This window comes from Pseudohongiella acticola (assembly GCF_001758195.1).
In the GTDB taxonomy this organism is placed as follows: Bacteria; Pseudomonadota; Gammaproteobacteria; order Pseudomonadales; family Pseudohongiellaceae; genus Pseudohongiella; species Pseudohongiella acticola.
In genome coordinates, this window is the sequence record NZ_MASR01000001.1 from 2,338,126 (window position 1) to 2,363,443 (window position 25,318).

Below are 25,318 nucleotides of genomic sequence, written 5' to 3' on the forward strand. Positions count from 1 at the left end.
GTCTGAACAATAGTCCGGACGGTAGTACCACCACAGTACGCTGTAATACGGGGGCTGGACACAATACCACCGAACGAAAATATGTCAAGCTGTGACGATACCGGTCCGGGGCGTATCTTGGCTTGATAAATGTTCATGTCTGGATTAACCTTCTTCTCCTGTATGCCCCCTGAATCCCTAGGCTGTACAAGCATTTTACAGGGTACTGACGCACTTGCTTAACGTCAGTGGAGGCGACCGGCGTCAGCGTGGTTACTGCGAGGCGGCCCGGAAAGCGTCAAGCAGGCTCGGCGGATTGAGCACCGTCGCGTGCATGTAGGTCACATGGTGTCTGGAAAACGCCTTAAAAAACAATATATTACAATTGAGGGGAAATCGCGTGGAAATCGTACGTTATAGACGGGATGTATGGGGTGATGAGGTCATTCTGGGTGTGTCCTGGGATCTGCTGTGGGTCGTCGCCGTTGCAATACTGGTGCTTCTCGCTGCCCATGCCATTTTTATGGCTGCACTGGCCAAGAAAAAAGCCAAGCCCTCACCCGAAGGTCGCAAAGTCAGCCGTCACGACGTCATCGACCGCGCCTTTCACTGGATAATGGCCGGCTGTGTGCTGGTTCTGATCGTCACCGGTGTCATGCCCATTATTGGTCTGCGCTTTGCGTGGCTGGATATTCACTGGATTGCCGGCCTGCTGCTGACATTCGTGGTGATCTTTCACATCATCCGTGCCTCGTTCTGGCAGGACTTCAAGTCCATGCTGATGACGCCCTCAGATTTTGCCGAGCCGTTTGATGAAAACCGCAAGCCGGGCAAATACTCGTTTGAGCAGAAAGGTATGCACTGGGCGATGACCGTGCTGGTACTGCTGGTGATTGTGACCGGCATCATCCTGTTCATGAACATCCGCACCCCGTTCTGGGAGCGTCCGTCGGTGGCTGATGAAGCGCAACTCGGCCTGATGTTCTTGCTGCACGGCCTGGCGACACTGGCGCTGGTGGCCTTTACGGCGATACACATCTACTTTGCGGTGCGTCCGGAGAAGATCTTCTATACCCGTTCAATGGTGAAGGGCTGGATCTCCGAAGATGAAATGCGCGCGAATCACGACACAAGCAAATGGAAGGTGAAAGATTGACCGACGTAAAGAACCTGGAAAAAGATATTGAGGTAGTCGAGTCCGGCTACGAGTTTCTGCTGGCGTATGCTGCTCAAGGGCGTCCGCCGCATGACGAGTCGACGTATCCGACACCTCACGCCCGGCCGACGCTGGAAGAGATGCTGGCGTCCATGCAGAATGTGCTGGCCGCGCTGGGAGATACCGAGGACGAGTATGAGCAGGTGGTTGCGGAAGATATTCGCAAGGCCAGCGCTACGCTTCGTTTTGTGCTGGCGCAGCCGTTGATGAGCTCGGAGCTGGTGGACAACCTGAATGCGTCCATCCACCTGCGCGCGGTGTTAACCGATTTCTTCCTGTACAGTGAGATTTTTAAACCGTCTGCGCAGAGCAAGCCCACTGCCCAGGAAGAGCCGCTGTTCAAGAAAGCCTGAACGTGCAGTTGAGACGCAGTAAAAAAGCCACCTAAACCCGGTGGCTTTTTTTTGCCTGTGTCTTCTTTCTCGGCGAATTTTGTGCGCGCGGTTTTATCCGTGCGATCAGGCTCTGGTTGATGGTGGCCTGATCAATGGTGTCCTGATTAAGCATTCACCATGGTGATGAAAACGCCCGCCGCCAGAGTCAGGGTGAGCAGGAACATGAACACCTTAAATCCTTTTCCGCGCTTATTTCCCCAGTTGTAGCCCTCGTCCTCAATGAAGATGGGATTGATGCTGCGTTTGAATAACCTCATTGGCATACCTCGTGTCTACTGCTAACTACTGACGAATGACATCGGCCGTGCTGAGCTGTCGTCACCGGCCTTCATTTAATAGGACAACAATATGAGCAAAAAATTTGCGATGAAATATGGCAATGTCATGTCCAATTCTGACAATCGCGCAATTATGGCGCATTGTGACAAAGTGAAACGCGCCCGCGTTTCTGGCAGGTGGCGGCTGGTGGCCGTCAGGCAAGCTGATATAATCGCGCCAAACTAAAAATAAGGTAGCAGACCATCATGCCGGTTCTCTCTGTCAGAGCACTCCATCACGCCCCACTGTTCCGAATCGCGGGTGCGCTACGCACACTTTCTATCGCCCTGTTCTCTGTGTCTGCTGTTGTGACTGCGCCCATGGCCTCTGCCCAGAGTGCGGCCGATGTTCTGCAGATGCCCAAGATTGCAGATGACGTTGCTGATATCGAACTGGATGGTTTCCTGACTGAATCGGTGTGGCGGGACCTGACCCCGTTCGATGGTATGCGGGTCATCAATCCCGATACGCTGGAACCGGCTTCGTTGCCTACCGATAGCCGCATTTTCTACAACGATCGCGGCATCTATGTCGGTGTCATGAATTTCCAGCCGCCCGAAACACTGGTCGCGCGCATGAGCTCGCGTGACGACGGTGTGCAGCGTGATGGTTATGTGATTTCCGTAGATGCTTCCGGCGAAGGCCTGTACGGCTACTATATGCGCATCAATCTGGGCGGCACCATGTCGGACGGCACCATTCTGCCGGAAAAGCAGATCAGCCGGGATTGGGATGGTCCCTGGCAGGCCGTGACCCAGGAGCTGGACAATGGCTGGTCCGCCGAGATCTTTATCCCCTGGAGCATGATGGCGCTGCCGGATGCCGGCGACACCCGTCAGATCGGTATTTACACCGAGCGTATGCTGGCCTCGGAAAACGAGACCTGGTCATGGCCCGCTCTGCCCAACACCAACCCTGAGTACCTGTCGGCGTTCCAGAAATTCGAATTGCAGGGTGTCACGCCCAGTACCCAGTTCACCTTTTATCCCTATGCGTCGGCGACCTATAACAATATCACCGGTGACAGTGAAGGTCGGGTCGGTGCTGACGTGTACTGGCGGCCAAATTCCAACACGCAGCTATCAGCCACGCTAAACCCGGATTTTGGCACCGTTGAATCCGACGACATCGTCGTCAATCTGGGCGCATTTGAGACCTTTTTCTCGGAAAAGCGCACCTTTTTCCTGGAAGGCCAGGAAGTGTTCACCGCGTCGCCGCGTGCCAGTGGCGGTCCGTTTGGGCCCACCACCGTGCTCAACACCCGGCGAATCGGCGCCGCGCCTGATTTCGACATTCCGGCCGGCGTTGAAACACGCACCACCGAACGCAACACGCCCACTGAGTTGCTGGGCGCCGTCAAGATCACTGGTTCCCAGGGCAACTGGCGTTACGGCTCGCTGCTGGCCAGCGAAGACGATACCGTGATTCGTGGCACCGCCGCTGATGGCTCGCGGGTCAACGTGCAGGCGCAGGGGCGTGATTTTGCCATTGGCCGGTTGTTATACGAAGACACCAGCGGCGGCGGCCGTCGTGGCATCGGCTGGATTGGCACGCGTCTGCAGCACGCGGACCGTGATGCCACGGTCAACGGCGTTGATGTGGCCTGGTTCTCGCGCGACACGCGCTGGGTGTTTGATGGTCAGCTTCTGCATAGTGATGTTGATGACGAAACTGGCAAAGGCGGCTTTTTTGACCTCAACTACCGGCCCTCGCGCGGTATTGATCACTCCATCACCGGCACATTTCTGGATGACAAACTGAACATCAATGATGTCGGTTATGTACAGCGTAACGATCATTACGTGCTGGATTACCGCCTGAGCGTCACTGAATCCGGGTTGACCCGCTACCGCAGCCGCCAGCGCAGCATGAGTGTCATCAACCAATGGAACGGTGACGGCAGGCCTGTGCGGCTGGGGTTGTTCTTTGGTCAGAACGTCACCTATCAGAACAACACCTCGCTGAACCTGAACTTTCGTTACTTCCCACCTCGCGTGGATGACCGTTTGAGTCGTGGCAATGGCACCTTCAAGATTCCTCACCGCGTGGCCTATGATTTTACCTGGCGCAGTGACCGCTCGTTGCCGCTGAGCTACAGCGTCGGCATCAGCAATTCCGAAGAAGACCTGGGTTCCAACAACATCAACTACAGCCTGGGTCTGGAGTGGCAGCCCAATGACCGCTTCTCGACCGGGCTCGAAGTCGATTACCGGGTGCGCGATTCATGGCTGGTGCATCAGGGCGACAATCGCCTGACCGCATTCACCGCCGTGGGCTGGTTCCCGGAACTGAACGCCAGTTACTTTATCAATGCCCGTCAGCAGTTCCGCGTGTCCATGCAATGGACCGGCATCAAGGCGCAGGAAGATGAGTTTTACCTGATCGACCAGACCGATGTCCGGCATCTGAATCAGGTGGCACGACCGGGCTGGGCATCGGGTGATTTCAACGTCAGCCAGATGAGCTTCCAGGCTCGTTATCGCTGGGAGATTGCACCGCTGTCGGATCTGTTTGTTGTCTATACCCGAGGCAGCAACCTGCCCCGCAATGCAACGGGGGATTATCAGGACCTACTGTTTGATGCCTGGAGTGAGCGGATAACAGATACCGTGGTTATTAAGCTCCGCTACCGCCTGGGAAGCTAGGGAAGCTACCGTCGTTGCCATTGCTTCGTTAAAAACAGGCTTAAGATGCTCACTTACTTACAGTAAGCTCCGCGCTTACGCCTGTTTTTGCCTTGCACTGGCGGCCTCGCTTACGCTGCCCTTAATGTGGCAAGCGTCAGTGAATTGTCATAAAAGTGTTGTAGACTGGATTGTCGGCGGCACCAACATTTATGGTTAAAAAGGGATACACTGATGGCAACTGCAGCAATCAAGCGAATTCTGAGCGGAGTCCTGGTCATGGGTCTGGTCACGGGAAATGTAGTGCCGATTGAGCCTGCTTACGCCCAGCGCGAGGCGGCGGACAAGATTGTGGTGGCGCACCGTGGGGCCAGCGGTTATCTGCCCGAGCACACCCTGCCGGCCGTTGCCATGGCCTACGCCATGGGCGCCGACTTCATGGAACAGGATGTGGTGATGACCCGCGACGATCAGCTGATCGTGTGGCATGACCTGACGCTGGATCGCAACACCGATGTCCGTCACCAGTTCCCGGGCCGTGCCCGCGACGATGGCCGCCACTATGTGGTGGATTTTGATCTGGCCGAGCTACGTCAGCTCAAGGTCACCGAAGGCTATCGCCTGGACGACAACGGTGTCGAACAGCCCATCTACCCGCAGCGCTTCCCGTTGTGGCAAGGCAGCTTTCAGGTGCATACCTTTGCCGAGCAGCTGGAGATGGTGCAGGGCATGAATCGTGCCTCCGGCCAGGACATCGGCATCTACCCGGAAATCAAATCACCGGCCTTTCATCACGAAAACGGCAAAGACCTCAGCACCGCCATGATCCGTGAGCTGAAGCGCTTCGGTTACACCAGCAAAGACAGCAATGTGTATGTGCAGACCTTTGAGTTTGATGAGCTTAAACGCGTACATGATGAGGTGCTGCCAGCGCTGGACGTCGAGCTGAAACTGGTACAACTGATGGGTGACGACGAGTCCTATCAATGGATGCTCAGTGCCAGCGGCATGCGCGAGCTGTCTCATTACGCCGATGGCGTGGGGCCGGAAAAAGGCATGATCATCAGTTACGACTCTGCTCCTGATGGGCTGATGATCAGTTCGCTGGTCAGTGATGCCCATCAGGCCGGCATGCAGGTGCACCCCTACACCTTCCGTCAGGATGATGGCCAGGTGCCGCCTTATGCCGACAGTTTTGAGCACATGCTGGAACTGTTTCTGTTTGAAGCCAATGTTGATGGTGTGTTTACCGATTTTCCGGACCGCGCCGTCGACTTTTTACGCGACCACGACTGACAGCGCGGCCAGGGCGCGGTTCGCAACAGGGTGACTGCTGTACGTCAGAGTGCTTCTGGCGTATAATCGCCGCCCTTTTATTGAATTCCCCGCGCCTGCAGGCACCATTATGTCGACGACACCCGTTCAGGATCTCAGCTTTGCTGAGCTTGATCTTCCCGCATTTCTGTTAGAAACACTCAACAAAGTGGGTTACGAAAAACCCTCGCCGATCCAACAGGCGACCATTCCGGCCTTGCTTCAAGGCAACGACATTGTGGGCATGGCACAGACCGGCACCGGCAAAACCGCTGCCTTCGCGCTGCCCGTGCTGGCGCATATTGACGTCACCAATCCCAAAACCCAGGCGCTGGTGCTGTGTCCCACGCGCGAGCTAGCCATCCAGGTGGCGGAAGCGTTCCAGACCTACGCCCAGAACATGCGCGGTTTCCATGTGCTGCCCGTTTACGGTGGCCAGGAAATGGGCCGGCAGTTACAGGCCTTGCGCCGTGGTGTGCACGTTGTGGTGGCCACGCCGGGTCGTCTGCTCGACCACCTGAACCGAAAATCGCTGGATCTGGGTGATATCAAGACCCTGGTGCTGGACGAAGCCGATGAAATGCTGCGCATGGGTTTTATCGACGACGTCGAGCTGATCCTGCAGAAAACCCCGCCCAGCCGTCAGGTGGCGCTGTTCTCTGCCACCATGCCGCCAGTGATTCGCCGCGTTGCGGAAAAGTACCTGAGCAGCCCGGTTGAAGTCAGCATCAAGACCGCCACCAGCACCAATGCCAACATCGAACAGTTTTACTGGCTGGTGCAGGGCACCAACAAGCTGGACGCTCTGACGCGCATGCTGGAAGTGGAAGAGTTCGACGGCATGATCATTTTTGTGCGCACCAAGAACAGCACTCAGGAACTGGCCGACAAACTCAATGCGCGCGGTTTTTCAGCCGCCGCTCTCAACGGTGACATGAACCAGCAGTTGCGTACGCGCACCGTCGAACAGCTAAAGAACGGTCAGTTGGATATTGTGGTAGCCACCGACGTTGCTGCCCGCGGCCTCGACGTTGAGCGTATCAGCCACGTCATGAACTATGACATCCCCTACGACAACGAAACCTACGTGCACCGTATCGGCCGTACCGGTCGTGCCGGGCGCAGCGGCAAAGCCATTCTGTTTGTGGCGCCGCGCGAACAACGCATGCTGCAGTCCATTGAACGCACCACGCGCAAAAAAGTCACGCGCATGGAGCTGCCAACCCGTGGCGAACTGATTCTGCATCGCAGCCAGCAGTTCAAGGAAACCATTGCCGCCGCGCTGGCCAATGACAACCTGGACTTCTTCCAAGGCCTGATCGCCGATCTGTGCAGCGAACACAATTGCAGCATCGAAGAGGCCGCTGCCGCCATGGCCTGGTTGCTGCAGAAAGACCGTCCACTGGAGCCTTCGTTCAAAGATGTCGGTTCGGCCAAATCCGGCTACGGCAAAACGCCAGCCGTGAAAGCCGGCAAGTCTGCGGCCAACACGCCCGATGTTGACGCGTTTGTGGCCAGCGCACGCGACTCAGCAAAAAGCGCGCCGGCGGAAAAACCAGCGCGTAAAGTCAAAAGCAAACCGCCTATGCAGGATCTGTTTGGTGCCCTCAATGACGACGAGTTTACCGGTGATCCTGTGTCTGATCGTCCCGCTCGCAAGCGTCGTGAAGCACGCGAGTTCGACGACGGTGAAGACGTGGCCATGGAGCGCTTTCGCATCAAGGTCGGTCATGATCATGGCGTGACGCCACGCGAGATTGTTGGTGCCGTTGCCAACGAAGGCGGCATTGAAGGCCGTTACATCGGTCGCATCCAGATTTATGACGACCACACCACCATTGATCTGCCGCACGGCATGCCCGATGACGTGTTCCAGACGCTGCAGCGCACACGTGTCTGCAATCAGGCGCTGGATCTGGAGCGCATGAGCGCCGCCGAAGCCGCCGCTGAAAAAGACACCCGGCCCGAGCGCAAGCGCCCGGCCTTTAACAAGGAACGCCGCGACAGTGCTGGCGGCGACTTCAAGAAGCCCGGCTTCAAGAAAGACGGGTTTAAGAAAGAGGGTTTCAGGAAGGAAGGCTTCAAGAAAGAAGGCTTCAAAAAGGACGGTGCAAAGCCGGAAGGTTTCCGCAAGAATCGCCCCGACCGTTCTGACGGTGCCCCGGCGGCTGCCAGCGAACGCCCAGCGCGACGCCCGCGTGAGGATTTCAGTGAACCTACCACCGCACCTACCACCGCGCCTGCCGGCGCGCCCGGTGAAAAGCGCTTTACGCCCAAACCCAAAAGCAAGAAGCGCGGTGGCCCCAAAGTACGCATGGACAAAAACAAGGGCAAACGCCGGGCGCCCAGCAAGAAGCCCTGAGGGTAGGCAACAACCGTGAGCCTGACACTCGCCAGCCTGATCGCATTGTCCGGCGCCATGCTGGTGCTGGCCGCGATGCCCAGCATCAGTGTACTGGCAGTGACTTCACGCGCACTCAGTGGCGGTTTCCGCCACGGTGCCGCCGTCAGCGCTGGTGTGGTTAGCGGCGACATCCTCTTCATATTGATCGCCCTGGTCGGGCTGGCTCTGGTTCAGGATACTGTCCGTGACTGGAGCATCAATCCCGAATTCCTCAGCTACCTGAAGTACGTCGCAGCCGCCTATCTGCTATGGATGGCACAGGCACTCTGGTGCTCGCGTAACAACACCGGCGCGTCCGACGCTGCATCACAAAACTCGCCACCGGCCGTGTCACTGATGTCCAGTTTCGGCAGCGGCCTGATGCTGACACTGGGTGACCAGAAGGCCATCTTCTTCTACCTCGGCTTTTTCCCAGCCTTCGTCGACCTCGACGCGGTTACGCTGACGGATATTCTGGTTATTTGCCTGATTACGTTGGTCACGGTTGGCGGCGTCAAACTGCTGTATGCCTGGCTGGTAAGCCGGGCGGGGCGGGCGCTGGCGCAATCCTCAAAGGCACAAGAGCTGACACGGCTGTTGAACGTGCTGGCGGCGCTGATACTGGTGCTGGCCGCAGCCATGGTGATTCTGCGATACTGAGGTCTCATCATCAGGAGGCCCCGTGAAAATCGTCTACCGAGCCAGTGACATCATCGAAGCCCATATCGTGGCTGGCATGCTGCGCGCCCATGACATTGAGCCCCATGTTGGTGGTCACTATCTGCAAGGCGCGGTGGGCGATCTGGCCATGGACGGATTCGCCAATGTGCTTGTTGCCGAAGATGATTACGACAATGCCATTGATCTGGTGCGCGAGTATGACAACAGCGCCGAACAGGCCGATGCTAACGAGGCGGGTGCCGACAAAGTCGCAGACTACAAACCCTGGTTGGCTTGAGTGGTCGGAAGCAAAGCGGGCACCACAACAATAACGCACAAACGGAGAGCTCCTGCATGATCAAACGCATCGGCGACACTGATATACAGGAATTTCACCCGCTCAGCTGCCACTGCGGTGCTGTGCAGATGGAGATGCACTTGCCCAAAGGCGTGGTTGATCCCAAACGCTGCGACTGTTCCTACTGCCGTCGCCGCGGTGCCATCATGGGCACAACCACTCTGGCCCAGATCCGGATTAAACAGGGTGAAGATAAACTGGGCTGCTACCAGTTCAACACTCAGGTCGCGAAACACTACTTCTGCCAGGTCTGCGGCATCTACACACACCACCAGCGCCGCTCCAATCCCGCCGAATACGGCTTCAACATTGCCTGTCTGGAGGGCGTGAACCCGTTTGCGCTCGACGACGTCATTGTCATGGACGGCGTCAACCACCCGTCCGACCGGCCTAAACCAGTATGATTGGACCAACATGATTCGATTCACCACACTACGAGGGACGTTTATGTCACGCCTGATCAAAGCCTTGCCCCTGCTGCTTGTTGCCCTGTTCACTCTGGGTGCAACTGCCCAGTCCTGGCAATGGGCGCCAGACTTTTCCGAAGGCAGCAAGCTGCCACCAATCTCCGCGCAAGACCAGAACGGTAGCGTGCACACACTGGCCGACCTGACGGGTGAGAAAGGTCTGGTGCTGGTGCTCAGCCGTTCTTTTGACTGGTGCCCCTACTGCATCAGCCAGCTGCAACAACTGGTGGAAGTAGCGCCCGAGTTTGAAGCCATGGGCTTCAATGTCGCCACCATGACCTACGACGCACTGGAAACCCTTAAAAACGCCGAGATAGACTACGGCATCGACTTCCCGCTGCTGCGCGATGAAGAAACCCGGCATTTCAGCGCGCTCGGAATCCTGAACGACCAGTACGAACCCGGCGAGCGAGCCTACGGTATTCCATACCCCGGCATCTTCCTGCTCAACGCAGATGGCACCATTGAAGCCAAGTTTGCCGAGGTCGATTACCGCGACCGTCCCGACTTCAGTCTGGTGCTCGACGTGGCAGAGGCGCTGTAGGCCGCACTCAATGCCTCGAGCTATATCCTGCCACGGCAGAATATGCTATCAACCTGTCTGGTGCGTGTTTTTGGTACAAGCGCACCAGAACCTGACGCAGAGCCCCAATAAGGTGTCATGCACCTTACTGGCGGTAGCGTGCCTGAAGGTCTGAGCCCTGAGCTCAAATCAGCCGGTCCAAAGGACTGGCGATTCTTACGCCCTTTGCCGTCGCGCACTGTTATGGAGAGGCGATCAAAGTCAACGTCCTGAACTCACAGCCGCAGACATTCGTTGATACGCAGCCCGCTTCCGTAGAGGACCCCAATGATCAGACGGTTGCGGCCGGTCAGCCGGTTCAGGATGCTTCGCACCTCATTCAACGACATGACAGTTGGCAGTTGACGTTGTTTGGTAGCCAGCGTGAAGCCCAGTTCGCCGAGTTCTTGGTCAAGAAACTTGTGGTAAAGATAAACCAACGCGTTGAGCGCCACCTTTTGAGTATTTATCGCAACTTTGCGGTCGGCTGCGAGAAAAGTCAGAAAAGCGCGAACATCATCAGCGCCCGCGTCTGTCGGATGACGGCGATCAATAAAGTAGATGTAGCGTCGGATCCAGTGCAGATAGGTTTTCTGTGTACGCAGGGCGTAGCCACGAAGCCGCATGTCGCGGACGAGCTCCTGAAGAAACGGGCTTGGCATTGAGCCTCCATGTTCAGACAAGTCTTGAGATAGTGTTATAGCACAGTTATCCAGATATACGAGGGCACGCTGAACAGGGGTAATTGGGGACATAAAGTCAGAGTTACTTTTGTGTTCAGATAGTTGAAAGTGGGTTTTGAAGTATGACTGTATTGAGATTACGTGCAGGAACGTCTATTAATCGTGCGTGCGCACGATACAAATAATGATATGGACGCCCCTCTTAACCTTGTAGTCTGAAGTACCGTTCAACTACAAAAAGAGGGCATCAACGATGGAGATCAGTGCGATAGGCATAGATTTGGCGAAGAATGTTTTCCAGGTGCACGGTGCAGACAAATTTGGAAAGCCTGTACTTCGACGAACTCTTTCTCGCGGAAAAGTGATTGGGTATTTTTCAAGGCTGAAGCCATGCCTTGTTGGAATGGAGGCTTGCAGCAGTTCACATTACTGGGCGCGCGAGTTAATAGCGCTAGGGCACGAAGTGAAACTTATGCCTCCACAGTATGTGAAGCCATATGTTAAGACGAATAAGAATGACGCGGCAGACGCCGAAGCGATTTGCGAAGCGCTGGTCCGACCGACAATGAGATTTGTTGAAGTAAAGAGCCCGGATCAGCAGGTGCTCATGCTCGTTCACCGCGAGAGAGAAGGTGCGATAAAAGAGCGCACCGCACTAATAAACAGGCTGCGAGCAACGCTCGCTGAGTTCGGGATAACTATTCCGGCCGGCCCCTCGCGAATGAAGCGCTGGTTTAGTCAGGAATACGGGTCGGTCGAGCACAATTGCTCTGAGTTGCTGAGGCGTCACGTGCGTAAGATGCAGGATCGACTTGAGTCATTGGAGCAGTACATCGCATCGTTAGACCTAGAGATTGATCAGTGCAGCCGTGAAAACGAAGCGTGTAAGCGGCTCGAAAGCGTTCCAGGGATCGGCCGGCTAACGGCGTCGGCGCTTGTTGCATCAGTTGGTCAGGGTCACGCATTTAGGTCTGGTCGCCAGTTTGCAGCATGGCTAGGGCTTGTCCCTAAACAGTATTCGAGTGGCGGCAAGCAGCGCCTGCAGGGTATAAGCAAACGAGGTGATTCATATTTGAGGCGAATGTTGATCCACGGCGCTAGAGCGGTCATCAGGCATATGAACCCGAAGCGGGCCACGACAGATTGGCTAGTCAGCCTTTCACTGCGGGCACACAAGAATGTGGTCATTGTAGCATTAGCGAATAAGTTGGCACGGATTGCCTGGGCGCTACTGAGCAAGGGAAGTCGATATCAGGAGATGACGGCTTAAACCGAAAATTTACGATTTTGACGTCAAGGTTTGCGTAGGCATTATAAAAGACGACGAAACAGGTAGGACCGTGGACCGGGAAAGCTGTCCCTAACATCGTGACTTCAAGCACGACCAAATGATTAGCACCAGTCCAGCGAAGCTCATCCGGGATCGGGCCGAGGCCTTAAAATGAATCCGAATAGATGGCTGCAATACCAGATTCGTTGTAGAAATAGTGCTTGCACAAAATGGGGCGTCCATAGATGTTACATGCCTTATGGAATCTGAGATTATTGCGTTTGTATCCGAGTTTACTGGCGTAAAGGCGGAGAAAATATCACCCGACACGTTGATCAACTTTGATCTCGGTGTCGACGGAGATGATGGGACTGAGCTACTTGAGGAGTTCTCAGCTCGGTTTGGTGTGGACCTTAGCCCAATTCCTGAAACCTATTTTGGTCCTGAGGGGGTTTCGGTAGGTTTTCTGGTTCTTTGGCCGTACTATTTATACCGGCGAATCAAAGGTTATAAGCCTAAAGGCATCGCTCCGCTATCGGTAGGGCTGCTCGTAAAGTCAGCGGAATCTGGAAAATGGGCCAGCATGTAATAAACGGCATCAGTCGGACACCCTACACTACGCAGTTTTGTGTTACTCGCTGGCGCTCAAACATTAACACAATACCGCTACGTTACGGCTGCCGCTGTGCCGGGCGTTAGGTGTAGTAACATGGAAAACGTGAGATGAGCATAAGATCATTAGTTCTATTTCTATTAGTCGCCAGTTTTTCTAATAAAGTACTCGCATACTGTAGTTCACCAAATATATATTCCGATGCTCCAGATCCACCTAGTTCCTATCTGAAGCCTAATCCTCCGTATTGTCTTTCGGGCTATCAGTTCAGTGGGTCCCACACTTGTAGTGAATGGGAAATAAATTCGTATATTGATCAGATCAATACGTATCTTTCAAAACTATCGAGCTTTGTAGAAGACGCAGAAAAGTTTGCTAATGAAGCGCAAGATTTCGTAAGCGAAGCTATTCGCTACGCAAATTGTGAAGCCAAAGAAGTAAAGAGCAACATTGAGTGAGTAGATTAACTAGCATCAGAATAAAATGGCTTTCACACCTAACAAATCAATCAACTTCGCGCCTATGGCGCCGGACGCAGCAAAGCTGCGCCGGTTATTGAGGCGTTAACAAGCGTATCTAAAGAGAGGTAAATTTGAAGTGAAGAAGCTTTTTCTTGTTATCTGTCTAATCTTTCCAGTTTCTACACTGGCAGACGGGTTCGAAACGAAAGAAAGGCTCAGGGATTTTTCAGATAATCTGATCAGTATGTTTGTTGCTTTAGAGTTTCAGAAGGGTCTGGATTCCATAAAGCCGTACTGGCCAATCCCGCCGGCAGAGATTGATTCGATGGCGGCGCAAGTAAAGGCGCAGTGGCCAACTTTGGAAAGCCGTTTTGGTGCCTCGGTAGGTACTGAGTTTGTTAAAGAAGTTGGTGTCGGTCAATCTCTTACCCGCTACTACTACCTTCAAAAATTTGAGAATCACGCTATCTATTGGCAAATCGATGCATATCGCCCGAATGACCTTTGGCAAATCAATAGCGTGTCCTTTAATAATTCACTTGAATCCCTATTCGAGTAGCGCTCGCTAACAATCAGTTCAATCGCCCGCAAAGCGGCCTTTAGGACAAGTGGCTATGCCACTTGCCTATTAACAAGAGCGTTATACGACAAGGAACATGAAATGACTTTCCCAACATATGATCTAACTCTCCACAAGACATACTACGAAAAAGGGTTTTTCAATCTCGGCGTATCTGTCGATAAGTATGTAAGGCCTCAGAGCGGAGAGGTGAAGCTGTTTCTCGGTTCGTCTAAGCGCATATTAACTGGAAAGGTGAATCGAGAGGCTAACCTGAACGGAACACCCAGGATTCATGGTGGTTCAGAACTGCGAGATTGGTTCTTCAAAAACTTCAAGATGAAGGATCAGGTTGTTGTAACAGTCTTAGCACCAACCGAAATTCAGATCGGCTAGAGCGAGGGGGATGACCTTTTTCGGGCTGAGGCATAACAAATAATTCCTGAGCATCGTTCGGCTTTGCCTATTAAAGGAGCATTGTGTCTAGTATAGAAGCAGAGGACTTCTCCCAACGAATGAGAGCAGCAATCTCCCTCAGCTGGGTGATGTTTTCCAGAAAAGTGGGGAACGGTCTGATTTCGATCAACAAAGAAGCGTCAATGCAACTTCAATATGCATATGTCTTGCAACAGCTTCTTCCTTTGATCACCTTTCATGATGCAGAGAAGTTTGAAATTGAGCTCGAAACAGGTGTACGGGTAAAAGACCGCAGTCGGGAAATCGATCTCCTGTTCAGCGGCGAGTTTGAGAGCCAGCGACATATCATAGCGATTGAAATGAAGTGCTATCGTACATTGGCGGCTTCTGGAGGTAAACGTGGGGCAACAGATATCTTTATGAAGGACGTCTATGAGGATCTACACCTCCTTGAGCAATACGAATCAGAAGGCATTGTTCAAGAAGGAGTGGCTCTGGTCATGAATGATATGAAAAGGCTTATACACCCACCACGAAAGGATGCGAAATGCTGGGATTATGATATTTCACACGGCTCATCATTTGGACCGATCCAGTTGTCGACTCCGATCGGAGGACGGGAGATAAGCATCAATCTTGAGAAGACGTACTCGTTGGATTGGATAAATTACGGTAAATTTTGGTTTCTTGAAGCGCAAGGGAGAAACGTATAACAATGCGATGCAGACGGACAAGACCAAGCCGGCACACCTTTGGCTGACGCAAAAGCTGCGCCAGCTCGATCTTGCCGCTGATCTGCGGCGTTAGCTTACACGGAGAATTATGTGCTTGAATTTAAGGAACAAATAAAGGGAATCTCTGCTATTAAGGAAGTTATCTTTAGCCTTATGGGTGTCGGCGAAGCATATAAAGGTGCAATGGAAGACCTACGTGTATCCGCTGAAGTGGGTGGAAAGTTGATAATCGATAGCGAAATTATCAAGTGCCAGTTTGCGATTCACCACAATAGAGCTGAAGTGCATATTATGTGGGAAGATTATGGGTACAAGGCATACAAAGCTCTTGGGCTATTTGGCAGCATGAATACCGATTGGCAATACTTAAGCACTCTAAGAGATGGCGTGCTAGAAATTAAGGACAAAGAGGGCACCTACAAAATCACAGTCAAGTATGCAAGCTAACAAGGTGTTGTTGTCGCAGCGAGAAAAAGGCCGCACTGCTCGGACGCCTTCGCTGGCGCTCCGGCGCCCCAAAACACGGCGTTAGGTCACCAGGTCGAAATCAATGCGAGTGTTCCATTTCAGAGATGCAGAATTTGGGTTGAAATCGATTAAAGAGCGTCGCCTTAAAGTAGCGAGGATACTGGAGCTTAATGACCCGTTTGAATTTCTAGGCGCAAATCTCAAGGACCGAGAGTTCCGCAGAGCAATGAATAATATTAAGGAAAAGCTATCTGAAACTAAAGGGTTGCTCTGCTTCAGCAAAACATGGAACAACCCTGTCTTGTGGTCTCACTATGCTGACCATCATAGAGGGGTTTGCTTGGAATTCGAAATACCTGAAAAGAACCTCTCCAAAGTAGATTATGTGGAGGAGAGAATTCAATACTCCGGGGATATAGATACTTCTTTGATGAGGAGATTTCTGACAACGAAATTTGAACATTGGTCTTACGAGCAGGAATACAGAGCATTTATAGGATTAGATCTAGAATCTGCAGAGGATGGTCTATATTTCATGGATTTTGATGACAATCTGGTTCTAAAGAGTGTGATTATTGGTCATTCTTCATTAGTAACACGGCTTGATGTATCTACGGCTCTGGGAAGCATCAAAGGCGAAGTTGAAACATTTAAAGCCAGAGCTGCATTTACAAGATTTGAAGTGATAAGAAACGAAAATGAGAATAGGTGGACCTAACAAATAAATCAATCAGGGACAGGGCTTCCGCCCTGTCCATTATTAAAGGCGTTATAAGGCATAGCAGAGCATCGTGGTACTCGAAGTCGCAATACTCAACGTAAGGCGTACCCAAGAAGCTGACTTCGAGCACGCTTTCGGCAAGGCGCAGCGCATTATTTCCGCAATGCTTGGTTATGTATCTCACCAACTCCAGCGGTGCATTGAGCAGCGCAACCGCTACATTCTCCTGGTGAACTGGGAAACGCTAGAACATTATACGGCTGGCTTCCGGCAGTCCAAGCCGTACGAAGAGTGGAAGGAGCTTCTTCATCACTTCTATGATCCGTTCCCCGAGGTAGAGCACGACGAAAAGGTATACGATAGTGCCAATGCCTTATAACCATTACATCAAGTGCGCTCCCTTAGGTCGCCGGATGCAGCCTGCGGCTGCACCGCTTATGAAAGGGCGTTATGTTGCAGGATATGGGCATGCATAAGAGAAATGCCAAATTTGGCTTCGGCGCAACAGGCGTAATTTTTGGCGCCCTATGCGTGGCTCTCATATGGGCTATCGAAGTCTATGGGCCAGGATCCAATACTGCGACAGGCTCTGGCGCCTTATATGCTGACGGCGCAGTTGTAATGGAAGTTGAACGTCCACTCCTACCTCTAATCGCACGCGCCGCATTCTACACTTGCTTGGTATCCACGCTGTTCGGAACTGCTAGCATTATGAGGAGGGAAGCACTAAGTGTTTCCCTCGGGGCTATAGCCTTTGGAATCGCACCAATCCTTATATACACGCAAGGAATAGTATTTGCGTTCGTACTATATAATGGGCTGATGGTGCTAATAGCAGGGTTCGAACTGTATAGAGTGCTAATACAACATAACAAACAAAAGCAGGCGGACGCATAAATGCGCCGCTGTTTTGAGCGTTATGTAGTGAGGATTCATGGACGATCATAGTGACGAGCAAGGTATGGCAGAAAACGAAGTCGTTATCCGTAAAGCCTTGCTGTGGTCCATCCCGCTTCTGATGATGACTTTTATCCTACCGATTTTGTCGTTCAACGGCTTTATGGTTCCAACAGGGGAGTCCAATGCTCTCTGGTTCCAGAGAAGCGGTTCACTCATGGTGATCTGTGCTGTTTGGGTTGAGTTCAAACTATTCCGAATCAGCGGCGATATTTTTCTCTCGGGGCTCTGGACCAGTCACGAAGTGGTCATTGCCGAACGCTACAAGACGCCTTTCCAGGCCGTAAAATACATTGCCTTGGCAGGTGCCGTATTAGGCACTGTAATCTGGGGTTATGGAGATATTCTCCGGAACTTCACTACATAACAAATAATTCCAGTACATTACGGGCCTGAAGGCCCTCCATCGGACGCCCTTTTCTCCGCTTCGCTGCAAAAAGGTCGCCGCTGAACAATGGCGTTATGCGGTAAAGTAACGCTCTGCCAGCGGCATTCACGTATTCATTTGGAGCAAAGGAAGATTATGAAAAAAACATGGTTCATCACCGGAGCATCCAGCGGGTTTGGTTTGTCAATTCTTAAATTACTTCTGTCTCGAGGCCACAAGGTTGCGGCTACTGCTCGAAACCTGGAGCCGTTAGGGCGTATTAAAGAACAATATCCAGATAATCTTTGGATCATGGAGCTTGATATAAAGGATTCCAATCTAGTTCACAACGTTGTAAATGATGCTTTTAATCATTTTAAGACTATAGACGTTGTTGTGAATAACGCTGGGTATGGGCTGTTTGGTGCTGCTGAAGAGATCACTAATGATCAAATTGAACGAATAATAGATACGAATTTGATGGGTTCTATTCGAGTCATTCGAGCCTTCTTGACTCATTTCAGGAAACAGAACGGCGGAAGGATTTTGCAAGTATCCTCTGAAGGTGGCCAAGTAGCTTACCCAAACTTTAGCGCTTACCATGCGAGCAAATGGGGTATCGAAGGTTTTGTAGAATCGACGGCGCAAGAAGTCAGCTCATTTAACATAGAATTTACAATTGTTGAACCAGGTCCGACACGTACCAGTTTCGGCAAGAGCCTCGATACAGCAGAGCCTATTGAAGCATATAGAAATACGGTTTCTGGCAAAATGCGAGAGTCTTTTAGTAATGGCATTTTTACTCCTAAAGGAGATTTAGAAAAAATGGCAAATGCCATTGTAAATTCCGTGGACGTCACGCCAGCTCCTTTTCGGTTAGCTTTGGGGGCAACTGCATTTGAGAATATCAATAACGCACTGAACGAAAGATTAGCTGTGCTCCATGCAATGAAATCCGTTACTTTGAATGTCGATGTAGACGCATAACAATCAGTTCTATAAAGGACAAACTGCTACGCAGTTTGCCTATAAACAAGGGCGTTATGTGTATACCAGATAGCTAAGCCAGTAAATTTAGTGGAGACCTAGATCGAAAATGCCTTTGCCGCAGGAATACCAGAGAGCTTCTGACCAGTTTTATAGTTTCCTAACAGAGCTTCGTGATTTATCCAATTTCGGAAGCTCCCATCAGACCTACACAATGGTTCAGGGAGTGTTTCAAGTTTTCCGAAAAAGACTACAGGTCAGAGATGCCATCAAGTTTGCAGATGCTTTACCAGCCATATTACGCGCGATTTTTGTATCAGATTGGGACACAGAACAACCCATAGAACCATTCTGCGATCTCTTTGAGATGAATGCAGAGGTAAAACAACTGCGGGCAGAGCACAATTTCTCCACCGATACCGCAATTCAAGACGTTGGGAATGTTCTAAAAAAATACGTCGATGAGGAAAAATTCACTTCTGTAGTACGTGATCTGCCAATAGAGGCGCAGCAATTCTGGCAATGGGATAAGTAGGTATCAAACACATAACAATCAGTTCAATCGCCTCTGCGAGGCTATAGGACAAGTGGCGCTGCCACTTGCCTATTAACATGGGCGTTAGCAAGCAGGTCGCACCACTAAAGTAATAACACCTAGTTTTAAGGGCGAAATCGTTAAGGAGCCCGATGTGTTGGCAAGAGTTGCATTAGTAATTCAACTGTTATTTCAAGTATCTTGTGTTGGATCTTCAAGAGGTCAGGATACACCCGAGTATTGGGCTGAAATTTTTAGACAATACCCGTCTGGAGAAGTACACCAGAAGCTAAATAATTTTCTTGGCGAAAAACCAATAGCTGAGCAGATGGAGTTCCGCGACAGAGTTACTGAGGCACGCTTGAGTACCATTAGAGCTTCATCGCTTGAGGAAGCTGGCTATCAGAGCTACGAAACGGCGTATTTAGATCTTATAGATGTCATAAATAGAGCGGAGGACGCAGGTGATCCAATTCATGGGTTGGAAAATTACTGGCGAGAGATGAAATTGATGCTTGATAGCCCGTTCCGATTTTATGGCGGCGAGGTTGTAAGCCTTATCCCCGTTAGCAGAATGACTGCGGAGCAGCAGAGACAGTTGGCATTGGTGACAGCTGCCATGAATTTTTCTTACGCGAAGAATCTAGCGGTTGAAGGCGTGCCTCTCAGACTAACTGAATCAACCGAAGAAATGGCTGTCTGGATAGGTGGGTTACCTATAATTGGGTACGGGAGCGTTCTATATAGCGCAAAGATTGAATTGGCCCTCCAGTCAGGGGAACCGATTCAGATAGTTCACCGATAGCATTCGGGCGAAGATGAACATTTTAGATACCTGAATATGCTCGGGAAGTAGTACTTGTTGAAGGACCAGACCAAATTCCGTTCATAGAGATGCTAACAATTTGTTATACCGGACCCAGCTACGTTCCGCCAGCTTGTGGTTCGCTTCGCTCACTTTTACCACAAGCTGCCTCCACTACGCTGGGCCGGTAAGCAAGGCGTTACGTGTACACCGCTTTAGTAAAGATCATCACCATCTAGCGAGAATCGCATTGAAGAAATACATGGTTGTAGAGAAATTTAAGCCCGGGTGTCTTGAGCAAAATTACGCTAAATATAATGAGGGTGGCCGCTTGCTCCCTGAGGGTCTTTACTATTTAAACTCTTGGGTAAATCGCGACGACAACATTTGCTTCCAGCTAATGGAATCCAATAATCCTGAGCTATTTCAAGAGTGGTTCGCAAAATGGTCTGAGTTCGTGGACTTCGAGCTGTATCCGTTAGACTAAAAATGAAAACACGTAACAATCAGTTCAATCGCCCGCCAAGGCGGGCTTTAGGACAAGCGGCTACACCGCTTGCCTATTAACAAGGGCGTTAGGCGATCATGAGCTCAAATTCGTCGCAGTACTATAGCCAAGAAAGCTACAACGAGGCCCTGATGACTCTCCAAGGAGCCATCGTTGCGGTAATCTATGAGTTCGCTATGCGGCCATGCGATACGAAGCACCTGATCCTCAGAAATACACTTTCCAGAAGCAGTATGAGTTTGAAAGCAATATTTGCACTTTGGGATATATCCGATTTTCAGGGCGGCTGGACCATACATAGAACCTTGCTTGAGCGCCTATTTCACATTATTGATTTGGATGCTAATGACTCGTACAAGGATTTCGAGGAATGGTCCTTTTATGAGCAATACAAGGCTCAGAATAGGGTAAAGAGTGATCCTAATTTTAAGCATGAGGCTACCGAACCTTTCTACAAACTGAGCCCAGAAAAGTCTGATCGTGCAAAAAAGCTATCCAAATCACCTCCAAAGTGGAGGCGAGCTAAGGCAGAAGATGTGGCGAAATCCGTAGAGCTAAGCTTTCTCTATAGATTTGGATATGACTTTGCATCTATGCATGTACATCCCATGGCTAACGATGGCGAGCAGGACTTCTTTACTGTGACGAGAATAGAGGCTCCGGCACTCTTCCCCGATCAAATGTCGCTACTTTCCAACACGCTTCTAGCAGCAACTTTGATACTGCAGGAAGTTCTAAACCAAAGTGCCTATAAATGGCGTCGAATCTTGTGGGACTATATTGACGGTGTTCGCCATTTTCTTGGCACTGGAGACGATTCATATAAGGACCTATTTACAAGGTTGCTTTTGGTGGGCAAGGATCAAGGTTTATGTGACTCGCCTGCCTAACAATAACTTTCAGTAGGACAAAGTCTGGCTGGCAGGCCTTTCGCTTGCGCGAAAGCCCTGCCAGCCAGATTTCGCCGCTGAAGCAAGGCGTTATGAATCACCGAGACCATGGATTTATGACTGAATTTAGCGGTTGTAAATTAGCCTTGATCCTTAACGGCAAATTGCTTGTCTATAAGCGGGATTTTAGTGACTCTATCCCGTTTTCAGGCATGTACGATTTGCCGGGTGGTGGCAGGGAAGGCGAAGAAAGCCCTGTCGAATGTGTGCTAAGAGAGCTTGAAGAGGAGTTTGGCCTACAAGTTTCAGAAGAGCGCCTCTCCTATTGCGAAAAGTATGCTTTATCTTCGGGCAGTTATGGCTATTTCTATGCCGCTAAAATTTGTGAAGAGGAATTGAACATGATCTCGTTCGGTAATGAAGGAGTTTCTTGGCAAATGATGTCCATTCATGACTACTTGTCGAAAACAGACAGCATTCCTCATTTGAAAGAGCGTATTCATAAATATTTGGAGAGAGCGTTATGAGTCACCTTAGATATGAGTAATCGTCCAGAAATTCTATTCGTTTTCCCAGCAGTGTTTTTCATTGCTGGTATCTTCCTACCAGTCTATCTAATTGGGCTTAAAACTGACGAGATAGAGTGGGGGGAGCGGACAGCGATTGTAATGTATATCTCATTGCTCATTCTTATCGCATGGCCAATATCGAAATTCCAGAAAAGAAATGCAAGCTTCAAGTACTGGACCACCGATACTGTTTTAGGCGTCTCAGCTGTATCATTTGCTTATAGTTTCATAATTTCGCTCATAGTTTGCCTATATCTTCTTTTACCCATATCAGGACTAATACTATTTGCGCTCTCTATTGGGTTTAGTTTTGGGGCATTTTTTGCTTTTATGGAAATGGGCAGAGTTAATGACTCATAACAATCAATTGCACACGACCAGCAAGCTGGCGCGTGAATACGGGCGTTATGCATCTTTGGAGAGTTAGGTGAATATTCTAGAGTGGTCGGCTAGCGTGATTGATTCTATTGTATGGCCATGCACGGTTCTCGTAGTTGTGTGGTGGCTACGTACACCTTTATCAAAGCTGCTACCCACTCTTAGTAGATTTAAATGGAGAGACCTAGAAATTGATCTCTCAAAAGAGATAGAGAAGATATCTGAAGAAACAAACGCGCTATCGACTGAAAAAGACAGCGTGCTATCGGATGATGAAGTGTCAGAGATTGAACAACTTCAGAGCGAAGTAGAGGAGGTCGCAAGGGTATCTCCCCCAGCAGCTATAACATTAGCTTGGACCGAACTTGAAAGAGAGATTTTGACGACCGCCCATAGGCTTGGAATGCAATCAAAATCAAGAGCTTTTGTAACGTCACATAAGGCACTTAATACTTTAGTTGGTAGTGAAAAACTGAGCCGTGAGGAACTTAGATTATTGAAAAAGATGCAGATGCTAAGGAACCAGGCAGCCCATCACTCACGAGAGCTGCAGTATCTTACCCAAGATGATGCTGTTCAATATTTAGCTAATGTGTTACTCCTCATAAACAGGTTAAGAGCAATCGATGCATAACAAACCGATCCTGAGCGACCAAAGCGCGCCGTCATGCCTTTTGCTTGCGCAAAAGCCTCGCCAACACACTTTGGCGCCAGATCAGGGGCGTTAGGAGGAAGTGCTTGACCGATAGAATTTCGAAAATATCAGATTTCATGTTTCAACTAGATGCATTGAAATCTATTAATCGACGAACATACATCAATGGTGGGGAGAGGGTCGAAAACTCGGCTGAGCATTCTTGGCATCTAGCAATGGCATGCTGGGCTTTCGCTGATATGCTAAACGACGATTACGATACACAAAAACTCCTTAAGCTTGCACTAATCCATGATCTTGGTGAAATTGGGGCTGGAGACACATATCTCTACAGTAGTAATAGAGGTAATGCCCACGTTAAAGAGCGTGAGTGCGTTAAACAAATTGCCTCGCACCCTGGCAATCCGATTAGCGATATTGTCGAGCTTTGGGAAGAGCAAGAAGCCGGTGATAGCAAAGAAGCAAAACTACTAAAGGTCATTGATCGCTTGTTGCCTTTCCTTCACAACATTACCAGCGAAGGTCGTGCATGGAAAGACAACGGTATACATAAAAACCAAGTGCTTAAAATGCACCGATTTATTGAAACTGAAAGTCCGGAGATACACAGCTGGTTTCTAGAAAAACTCGAATATGCGGTAGAGCGAGGTTGGCTGAATGACTCCTAACAAAAAGCTGCACGCGGATATATATTGCTACACTCTTTTTGTGTATGTCGCAGTGCTCCATTCTTACACAAAAACGCTCTCCGCAATATCTACCGGTGAGCTTGGCGTTAGCCGCTAAGAGGAATATCGGAGATACGAGCATGGTTGATCTGGTCACATCTGTCTCTCTTTGGGAACTAATCAAGCACGCTGGTAGCTGGGTTGTGAACCTTAAGCGAGCAAGCGCAGCGCGTAAGGAAGAATCAGTAAACGCACTCCGCCAGGTTATTCTTGCTGCACAGAAGACGTCTGTATATATTCGTCAGATTAATGAGACCGGACTTAAGGATCATAATACAGAGGCTGAGTTGAGCATTGCCTGGACAGAACTAAGTTTTAAGTTGGAGGATCTGGGCATAGACGCATTGGCTAAGCGTTGCAGGATGAAGGGAAAGCATTGGGCGAACCCTACCCAGTTTGCAATTGAGGAACTCGAAAAAGCAGATATAGGTCTTGAAAAAATGGAGTCGCTGGCAAATGAAATACTTTCTGAAGTTCGCAGCTAACCAAGTCATCAACTTCGCGCCTACGGCGCCGGACGTCCACTGCGTGGACGCCGGTTATGAACGGCGTTAGGCAATCAATGGAGCACGATTATGTACCGTAGAGGATTTTTACTAGCATTGATGTTTGCTGTTGCTGGCTGTGGGACAACTCAGATGTCCGTCACTGGAACCGGCCCCGTCCAGACTGTATCTAGACTTGCTATAGCACCTGGCTCTGGTGTTTTCGGGGATGCCTTGGCAGTTGAATTATTTAACTCTGGACTTACCATCATCGATGCAAATCAGGCAACAACCCTTGTCGGGAGAGCTGGGCTGAGTGACTTCGAAATCACGAGTACTGCTGGGTACTCAGCACTTCAACAGAGCGGGATAGATGCCGTGCTAACAGTTCGCTCAGTTGATGCCGAGGACGGCACCCCTGAAAGCGCGAGTATTCGGGTAAATTCGACCGCTGATGGCTCAGTGCTCGCTGGAGTAACCTGGCAAAATGGTTGGGGTGGGCAAAGAGGCTCGATTGCAGACAGAACCATGAGAAAGAACCTGTCTGACGCCACGAGGGATATTGCGGCGGAAATAATGACGCGAATTAAGGCCCCTTAAAGAGTTGTCGGTATGTCGAATGCACCAGATTTGACTTGGTACTCCAACCGGAGCAAGGAAAGCGGGGAATCTATTAGGTGCCCATTCGCTACGGTTTGGGCATGCCCGCGGTACTACCAAAGCCTGTCGCTTTCATCCGAACTAGGATCAACACAAATTTCAGAAAATGAAGATAAGCTGCTTCTGAAGGTGTGGGAAGCAAGTGATCTTTGGCCAAGGACAAAAGAGCTTGCTTCATCCGTTTCGACTTTCGGAAGTAACTTTTCGAGCATTTCTCGATTTTGCCCAGAAGTAACATACGAGCGACTTGGACCATTCTGTAGTTCACTGCACAGTTATTCAGGCGAAATCGACCAAGATAATGCTCACAAAGTACTGGGCGAGCAAGGGGCTGCAGCTAGCGACTTCCGTTGGAACTGGCAGCACACAGAAGCGCAGCACTACTTGGACTGCCCGATCTATGCCGTTCTTAAGGCAAGGCCAATCGCTCAGCACGAGTCTCCAGTTTCACCTTGGTGGCGAGAACAGCTGGCACAGATCGTGTTGGGGGTTGTTGTGGCTGTTGCAGCTGCTTTCATTGGACTTTGGGTAAGATGAAATTGCCTAACAAATTCTTACAGACGGACAAAATCATGCTGGCATGCCTTTTGCA

Annotated in this window: 31 protein-coding genes; 29 read left to right on the forward strand and 2 right to left on the reverse strand. The window is 50.7% G+C overall.

Annotated features, from left to right (window positions below; genetic code table 11):
• Positions 1–379 precede the first annotated feature (379 nt).
• Both PHACT_RS09980 and PHACT_RS09985 read left to right on the forward strand, forming a co-directional pair.
• Positions 380–1,135 carry a cytochrome b/b6 domain-containing protein gene (locus PHACT_RS09980; protein WP_070117567.1) on the forward strand — a complete coding sequence of 252 codons (756 nt, stop codon included), beginning with the start codon at positions 380–382 and terminating at the stop codon, positions 1,133–1,135.
• Positions 1,132–1,548, forward strand: a complete 417-nt coding sequence (locus PHACT_RS09985; protein WP_139141497.1) for a hypothetical protein — start codon at positions 1,132–1,134, stop codon at positions 1,546–1,548. Before PHACT_RS09980 ends, PHACT_RS09985 begins: the two co-directional genes overlap by 4 nt.
• 146 nt (positions 1,549–1,694) lie before the next feature.
• Here the strand turns inward: PHACT_RS09985 and PHACT_RS16340 are convergent, their stop codons facing one another.
• On the reverse strand, positions 1,695–1,847 hold the full coding sequence (locus tag PHACT_RS16340) for a hypothetical protein (protein ID WP_169819438.1): 153 nt from the start codon (positions 1,845–1,847) through the stop codon (positions 1,695–1,697).
• Between the two features lie 91 nt (positions 1,848–1,938).
• Here PHACT_RS16340 and PHACT_RS16345 point away from each other — a divergent pair, with 91 nt between their 5' ends.
• The 8 genes from PHACT_RS16345 (at position 1,939) to PHACT_RS10020 (ending at position 10,258) form a co-directional block, all read left to right on the forward strand.
• Positions 1,939–2,094: a hypothetical protein gene (locus tag PHACT_RS16345; RefSeq protein WP_169819439.1), complete on the forward strand. Its 156-nt coding sequence runs from the start codon at positions 1,939–1,941 to the stop codon at positions 2,092–2,094.
• A gap of 20 nt (positions 2,095–2,114) precedes the next feature.
• A complete protein-coding gene (locus tag PHACT_RS09990; RefSeq protein WP_070117571.1) occupies positions 2,115–4,553 on the forward strand; it encodes a DUF5916 domain-containing protein in 2,439 nt (812 codons plus the stop codon).
• A gap of 213 nt (positions 4,554–4,766) precedes the next feature.
• On the forward strand, positions 4,767–5,828 hold the full coding sequence (gene glpQ, locus PHACT_RS09995; RefSeq protein WP_070117573.1) for a glycerophosphodiester phosphodiesterase: 1,062 nt from the start codon (positions 4,767–4,769) through the stop codon (positions 5,826–5,828).
• Positions 5,829–5,937: 109 nt separating this feature from the next.
• Positions 5,938–8,208 (forward strand): DEAD/DEAH box helicase, encoded by a 2,271-nt coding sequence (locus PHACT_RS16785; RefSeq protein WP_070117576.1) that lies wholly within the window; start codon positions 5,938–5,940, stop codon positions 8,206–8,208.
• A 15-nt stretch (positions 8,209–8,223) separates the two neighbouring features.
• Positions 8,224–8,889: a LysE family translocator gene (locus PHACT_RS10005; protein WP_083264500.1), complete on the forward strand. Its 666-nt coding sequence runs from the start codon at positions 8,224–8,226 to the stop codon at positions 8,887–8,889.
• A 22-nt stretch (positions 8,890–8,911) separates the two neighbouring features.
• On the forward strand, positions 8,912–9,187 hold the full coding sequence (locus PHACT_RS10010; RefSeq protein WP_070117579.1) for a putative signal transducing protein: 276 nt from the start codon (positions 8,912–8,914) through the stop codon (positions 9,185–9,187).
• A gap of 56 nt (positions 9,188–9,243) precedes the next feature.
• Entirely contained in the window at positions 9,244–9,651 is a 408-nt protein-coding gene (locus tag PHACT_RS10015) for a GFA family protein (protein ID WP_070117585.1), read from the forward strand.
• Positions 9,652–9,694: 43 nt separating this feature from the next.
• Positions 9,695–10,258, forward strand: a complete 564-nt coding sequence (locus tag PHACT_RS10020) for a peroxiredoxin family protein (protein ID WP_070117590.1) — start codon at positions 9,695–9,697, stop codon at positions 10,256–10,258.
• A 254-nt stretch (positions 10,259–10,512) separates the two neighbouring features.
• Here PHACT_RS10020 and PHACT_RS16060 read toward each other — a convergent pair whose 3' ends face one another.
• Entirely contained in the window at positions 10,513–10,938 is a 426-nt protein-coding gene (locus tag PHACT_RS16060; protein WP_317622259.1) for a phage integrase N-terminal SAM-like domain-containing protein, read from the reverse strand.
• A 274-nt stretch (positions 10,939–11,212) separates the two neighbouring features.
• Between PHACT_RS16060 and PHACT_RS10030 the strand changes: the two genes are divergently transcribed.
• The 19 genes from PHACT_RS10030 to PHACT_RS16225 all read left to right on the forward strand — a co-directional run bounded on the left by PHACT_RS10030 (position 11,213) and on the right by PHACT_RS16225 (position 25,263).
• A complete protein-coding gene (locus PHACT_RS10030) occupies positions 11,213–12,229 on the forward strand; it encodes an IS110 family RNA-guided transposase (protein WP_070117596.1) in 1,017 nt (338 codons plus the stop codon).
• A gap of 259 nt (positions 12,230–12,488) precedes the next feature.
• Entirely contained in the window at positions 12,489–12,818 is a 330-nt protein-coding gene (locus PHACT_RS10035; RefSeq protein WP_070117599.1) for a DUF1493 family protein, read from the forward strand.
• Positions 12,819–13,439: 621 nt separating this feature from the next.
• The gene (locus PHACT_RS10040) at positions 13,440–13,862 is read left to right on the forward strand and encodes a hypothetical protein (protein ID WP_070117601.1); all 423 of its coding nucleotides are present in this window, start codon (positions 13,440–13,442) and stop codon (positions 13,860–13,862) included.
• 102 nt (positions 13,863–13,964) lie between these two features.
• Positions 13,965–14,258, forward strand: a complete 294-nt coding sequence (locus PHACT_RS10045) for a hypothetical protein (RefSeq protein ID WP_070117603.1) — start codon at positions 13,965–13,967, stop codon at positions 14,256–14,258.
• Positions 14,259–14,341: 83 nt separating this feature from the next.
• Complete coding sequence (locus PHACT_RS10050; RefSeq protein WP_211284391.1) at positions 14,342–14,992, forward strand: hypothetical protein; 651 nt, start codon at positions 14,342–14,344, stop codon at positions 14,990–14,992.
• A 111-nt stretch (positions 14,993–15,103) separates the two neighbouring features.
• On the forward strand, positions 15,104–15,460 hold the full coding sequence (locus PHACT_RS10055) for a hypothetical protein (protein ID WP_070117605.1): 357 nt from the start codon (positions 15,104–15,106) through the stop codon (positions 15,458–15,460).
• Between the two features lie 139 nt (positions 15,461–15,599).
• Positions 15,600–16,199: a DUF2971 domain-containing protein gene (locus PHACT_RS10060; RefSeq protein WP_169819440.1), complete on the forward strand. Its 600-nt coding sequence runs from the start codon at positions 15,600–15,602 to the stop codon at positions 16,197–16,199.
• A 73-nt stretch (positions 16,200–16,272) separates the two neighbouring features.
• On the forward strand, positions 16,273–16,581 hold the full coding sequence (locus PHACT_RS10065) for an antibiotic biosynthesis monooxygenase family protein (protein WP_070117609.1): 309 nt from the start codon (positions 16,273–16,275) through the stop codon (positions 16,579–16,581).
• 555 nt (positions 16,582–17,136) lie between these two features.
• Entirely contained in the window at positions 17,137–17,526 is a 390-nt protein-coding gene (locus PHACT_RS10075) for a hypothetical protein (RefSeq protein WP_070117613.1), read from the forward strand.
• Positions 17,527–17,682: 156 nt separating this feature from the next.
• Positions 17,683–18,513: an SDR family oxidoreductase gene (locus PHACT_RS10080; protein ID WP_070117616.1), complete on the forward strand. Its 831-nt coding sequence runs from the start codon at positions 17,683–17,685 to the stop codon at positions 18,511–18,513.
• A 109-nt stretch (positions 18,514–18,622) separates the two neighbouring features.
• A complete protein-coding gene (locus PHACT_RS10085) occupies positions 18,623–19,048 on the forward strand; it encodes a DUF2267 domain-containing protein (RefSeq protein WP_070117618.1) in 426 nt (141 codons plus the stop codon).
• 154 nt (positions 19,049–19,202) lie between these two features.
• Positions 19,203–19,853, forward strand: a complete 651-nt coding sequence (locus PHACT_RS10090; RefSeq protein WP_070117621.1) for a hypothetical protein — start codon at positions 19,203–19,205, stop codon at positions 19,851–19,853.
• A 262-nt stretch (positions 19,854–20,115) separates the two neighbouring features.
• Positions 20,116–20,340 (forward strand): DUF3303 domain-containing protein, encoded by a 225-nt coding sequence (locus PHACT_RS16790; RefSeq protein WP_245730677.1) that lies wholly within the window; start codon positions 20,116–20,118, stop codon positions 20,338–20,340.
• A 197-nt stretch (positions 20,341–20,537) separates the two neighbouring features.
• A complete protein-coding gene (locus PHACT_RS10100) occupies positions 20,538–21,251 on the forward strand; it encodes a DUF5677 domain-containing protein (RefSeq protein WP_281201744.1) in 714 nt (237 codons plus the stop codon).
• Between the two features lie 44 nt (positions 21,252–21,295).
• The gene (locus PHACT_RS10105; protein WP_245730679.1) at positions 21,296–21,778 is read left to right on the forward strand and encodes an NUDIX domain-containing protein; all 483 of its coding nucleotides are present in this window, start codon (positions 21,296–21,298) and stop codon (positions 21,776–21,778) included.
• 496 nt (positions 21,779–22,274) lie between these two features.
• Positions 22,275–22,832 (forward strand): hypothetical protein, encoded by a 558-nt coding sequence (locus tag PHACT_RS10115; RefSeq protein WP_139141499.1) that lies wholly within the window; start codon positions 22,275–22,277, stop codon positions 22,830–22,832.
• 104 nt (positions 22,833–22,936) lie between these two features.
• The gene (locus PHACT_RS10120) at positions 22,937–23,521 is read left to right on the forward strand and encodes an HD domain-containing protein (protein WP_070118294.1); all 585 of its coding nucleotides are present in this window, start codon (positions 22,937–22,939) and stop codon (positions 23,519–23,521) included.
• Between the two features lie 140 nt (positions 23,522–23,661).
• A complete protein-coding gene (locus PHACT_RS10125; protein ID WP_070118295.1) occupies positions 23,662–24,066 on the forward strand; it encodes a hypothetical protein in 405 nt (134 codons plus the stop codon).
• Between the two features lie 612 nt (positions 24,067–24,678).
• Positions 24,679–25,263 carry a hypothetical protein gene (locus tag PHACT_RS16225; protein WP_139141500.1) on the forward strand — a complete coding sequence of 195 codons (585 nt, stop codon included), beginning with the start codon at positions 24,679–24,681 and terminating at the stop codon, positions 25,261–25,263.
• Positions 25,264–25,318: the final 55 nt, after the last annotated feature.

Coding starts and splice junctions, on each gene's coding strand:
- PHACT_RS16790 (WP_245730677.1), top strand. CDS start 20,116: ATGGTTGTAGAGAAATTTAAGCCCGGGTGTCTTGAGCAAAATTACGCT.
- PHACT_RS16340 (WP_169819438.1), bottom strand. CDS start 1,847: ATGAGGTTATTCAAACGCAGCATCAATCCCATCTTCATTGAGGACGAG.
- PHACT_RS16785 (WP_070117576.1), top strand. CDS start 5,938: ATGTCGACGACACCCGTTCAGGATCTCAGCTTTGCTGAGCTTGATCTT.
- PHACT_RS10030 (WP_070117596.1), top strand. CDS start 11,213: ATGGAGATCAGTGCGATAGGCATAGATTTGGCGAAGAATGTTTTCCAG.
- PHACT_RS09990 (WP_070117571.1), top strand. CDS start 2,115: ATGCCGGTTCTCTCTGTCAGAGCACTCCATCACGCCCCACTGTTCCGA.
- PHACT_RS10045 (WP_070117603.1), top strand. CDS start 13,965: ATGACTTTCCCAACATATGATCTAACTCTCCACAAGACATACTACGAA.
- PHACT_RS10015 (WP_070117585.1), top strand. CDS start 9,244: ATGATCAAACGCATCGGCGACACTGATATACAGGAATTTCACCCGCTC.
- PHACT_RS16060 (WP_317622259.1), bottom strand. CDS start 10,938: ATGCCAAGCCCGTTTCTTCAGGAGCTCGTCCGCGACATGCGGCTTCGT.
- PHACT_RS10085 (WP_070117618.1), top strand. CDS start 18,623: ATGCCTTTGCCGCAGGAATACCAGAGAGCTTCTGACCAGTTTTATAGT.
- PHACT_RS10035 (WP_070117599.1), top strand. CDS start 12,489: ATGGAATCTGAGATTATTGCGTTTGTATCCGAGTTTACTGGCGTAAAG.
- PHACT_RS10125 (WP_070118295.1), top strand. CDS start 23,662: ATGGTTGATCTGGTCACATCTGTCTCTCTTTGGGAACTAATCAAGCAC.
- PHACT_RS10080 (WP_070117616.1), top strand. CDS start 17,683: ATGAAAAAAACATGGTTCATCACCGGAGCATCCAGCGGGTTTGGTTTG.
- PHACT_RS16225 (WP_139141500.1), top strand. CDS start 24,679: ATGTCGAATGCACCAGATTTGACTTGGTACTCCAACCGGAGCAAGGAA.
- PHACT_RS10100 (WP_281201744.1), top strand. CDS start 20,538: ATGCGGCCATGCGATACGAAGCACCTGATCCTCAGAAATACACTTTCC.
- PHACT_RS10020 (WP_070117590.1), top strand. CDS start 9,695: ATGTCACGCCTGATCAAAGCCTTGCCCCTGCTGCTTGTTGCCCTGTTC.
- PHACT_RS10075 (WP_070117613.1), top strand. CDS start 17,137: ATGGACGATCATAGTGACGAGCAAGGTATGGCAGAAAACGAAGTCGTT.
- glpQ (WP_070117573.1), top strand. CDS start 4,767: ATGGCAACTGCAGCAATCAAGCGAATTCTGAGCGGAGTCCTGGTCATG.
- PHACT_RS16345 (WP_169819439.1), top strand. CDS start 1,939: ATGAGCAAAAAATTTGCGATGAAATATGGCAATGTCATGTCCAATTCT.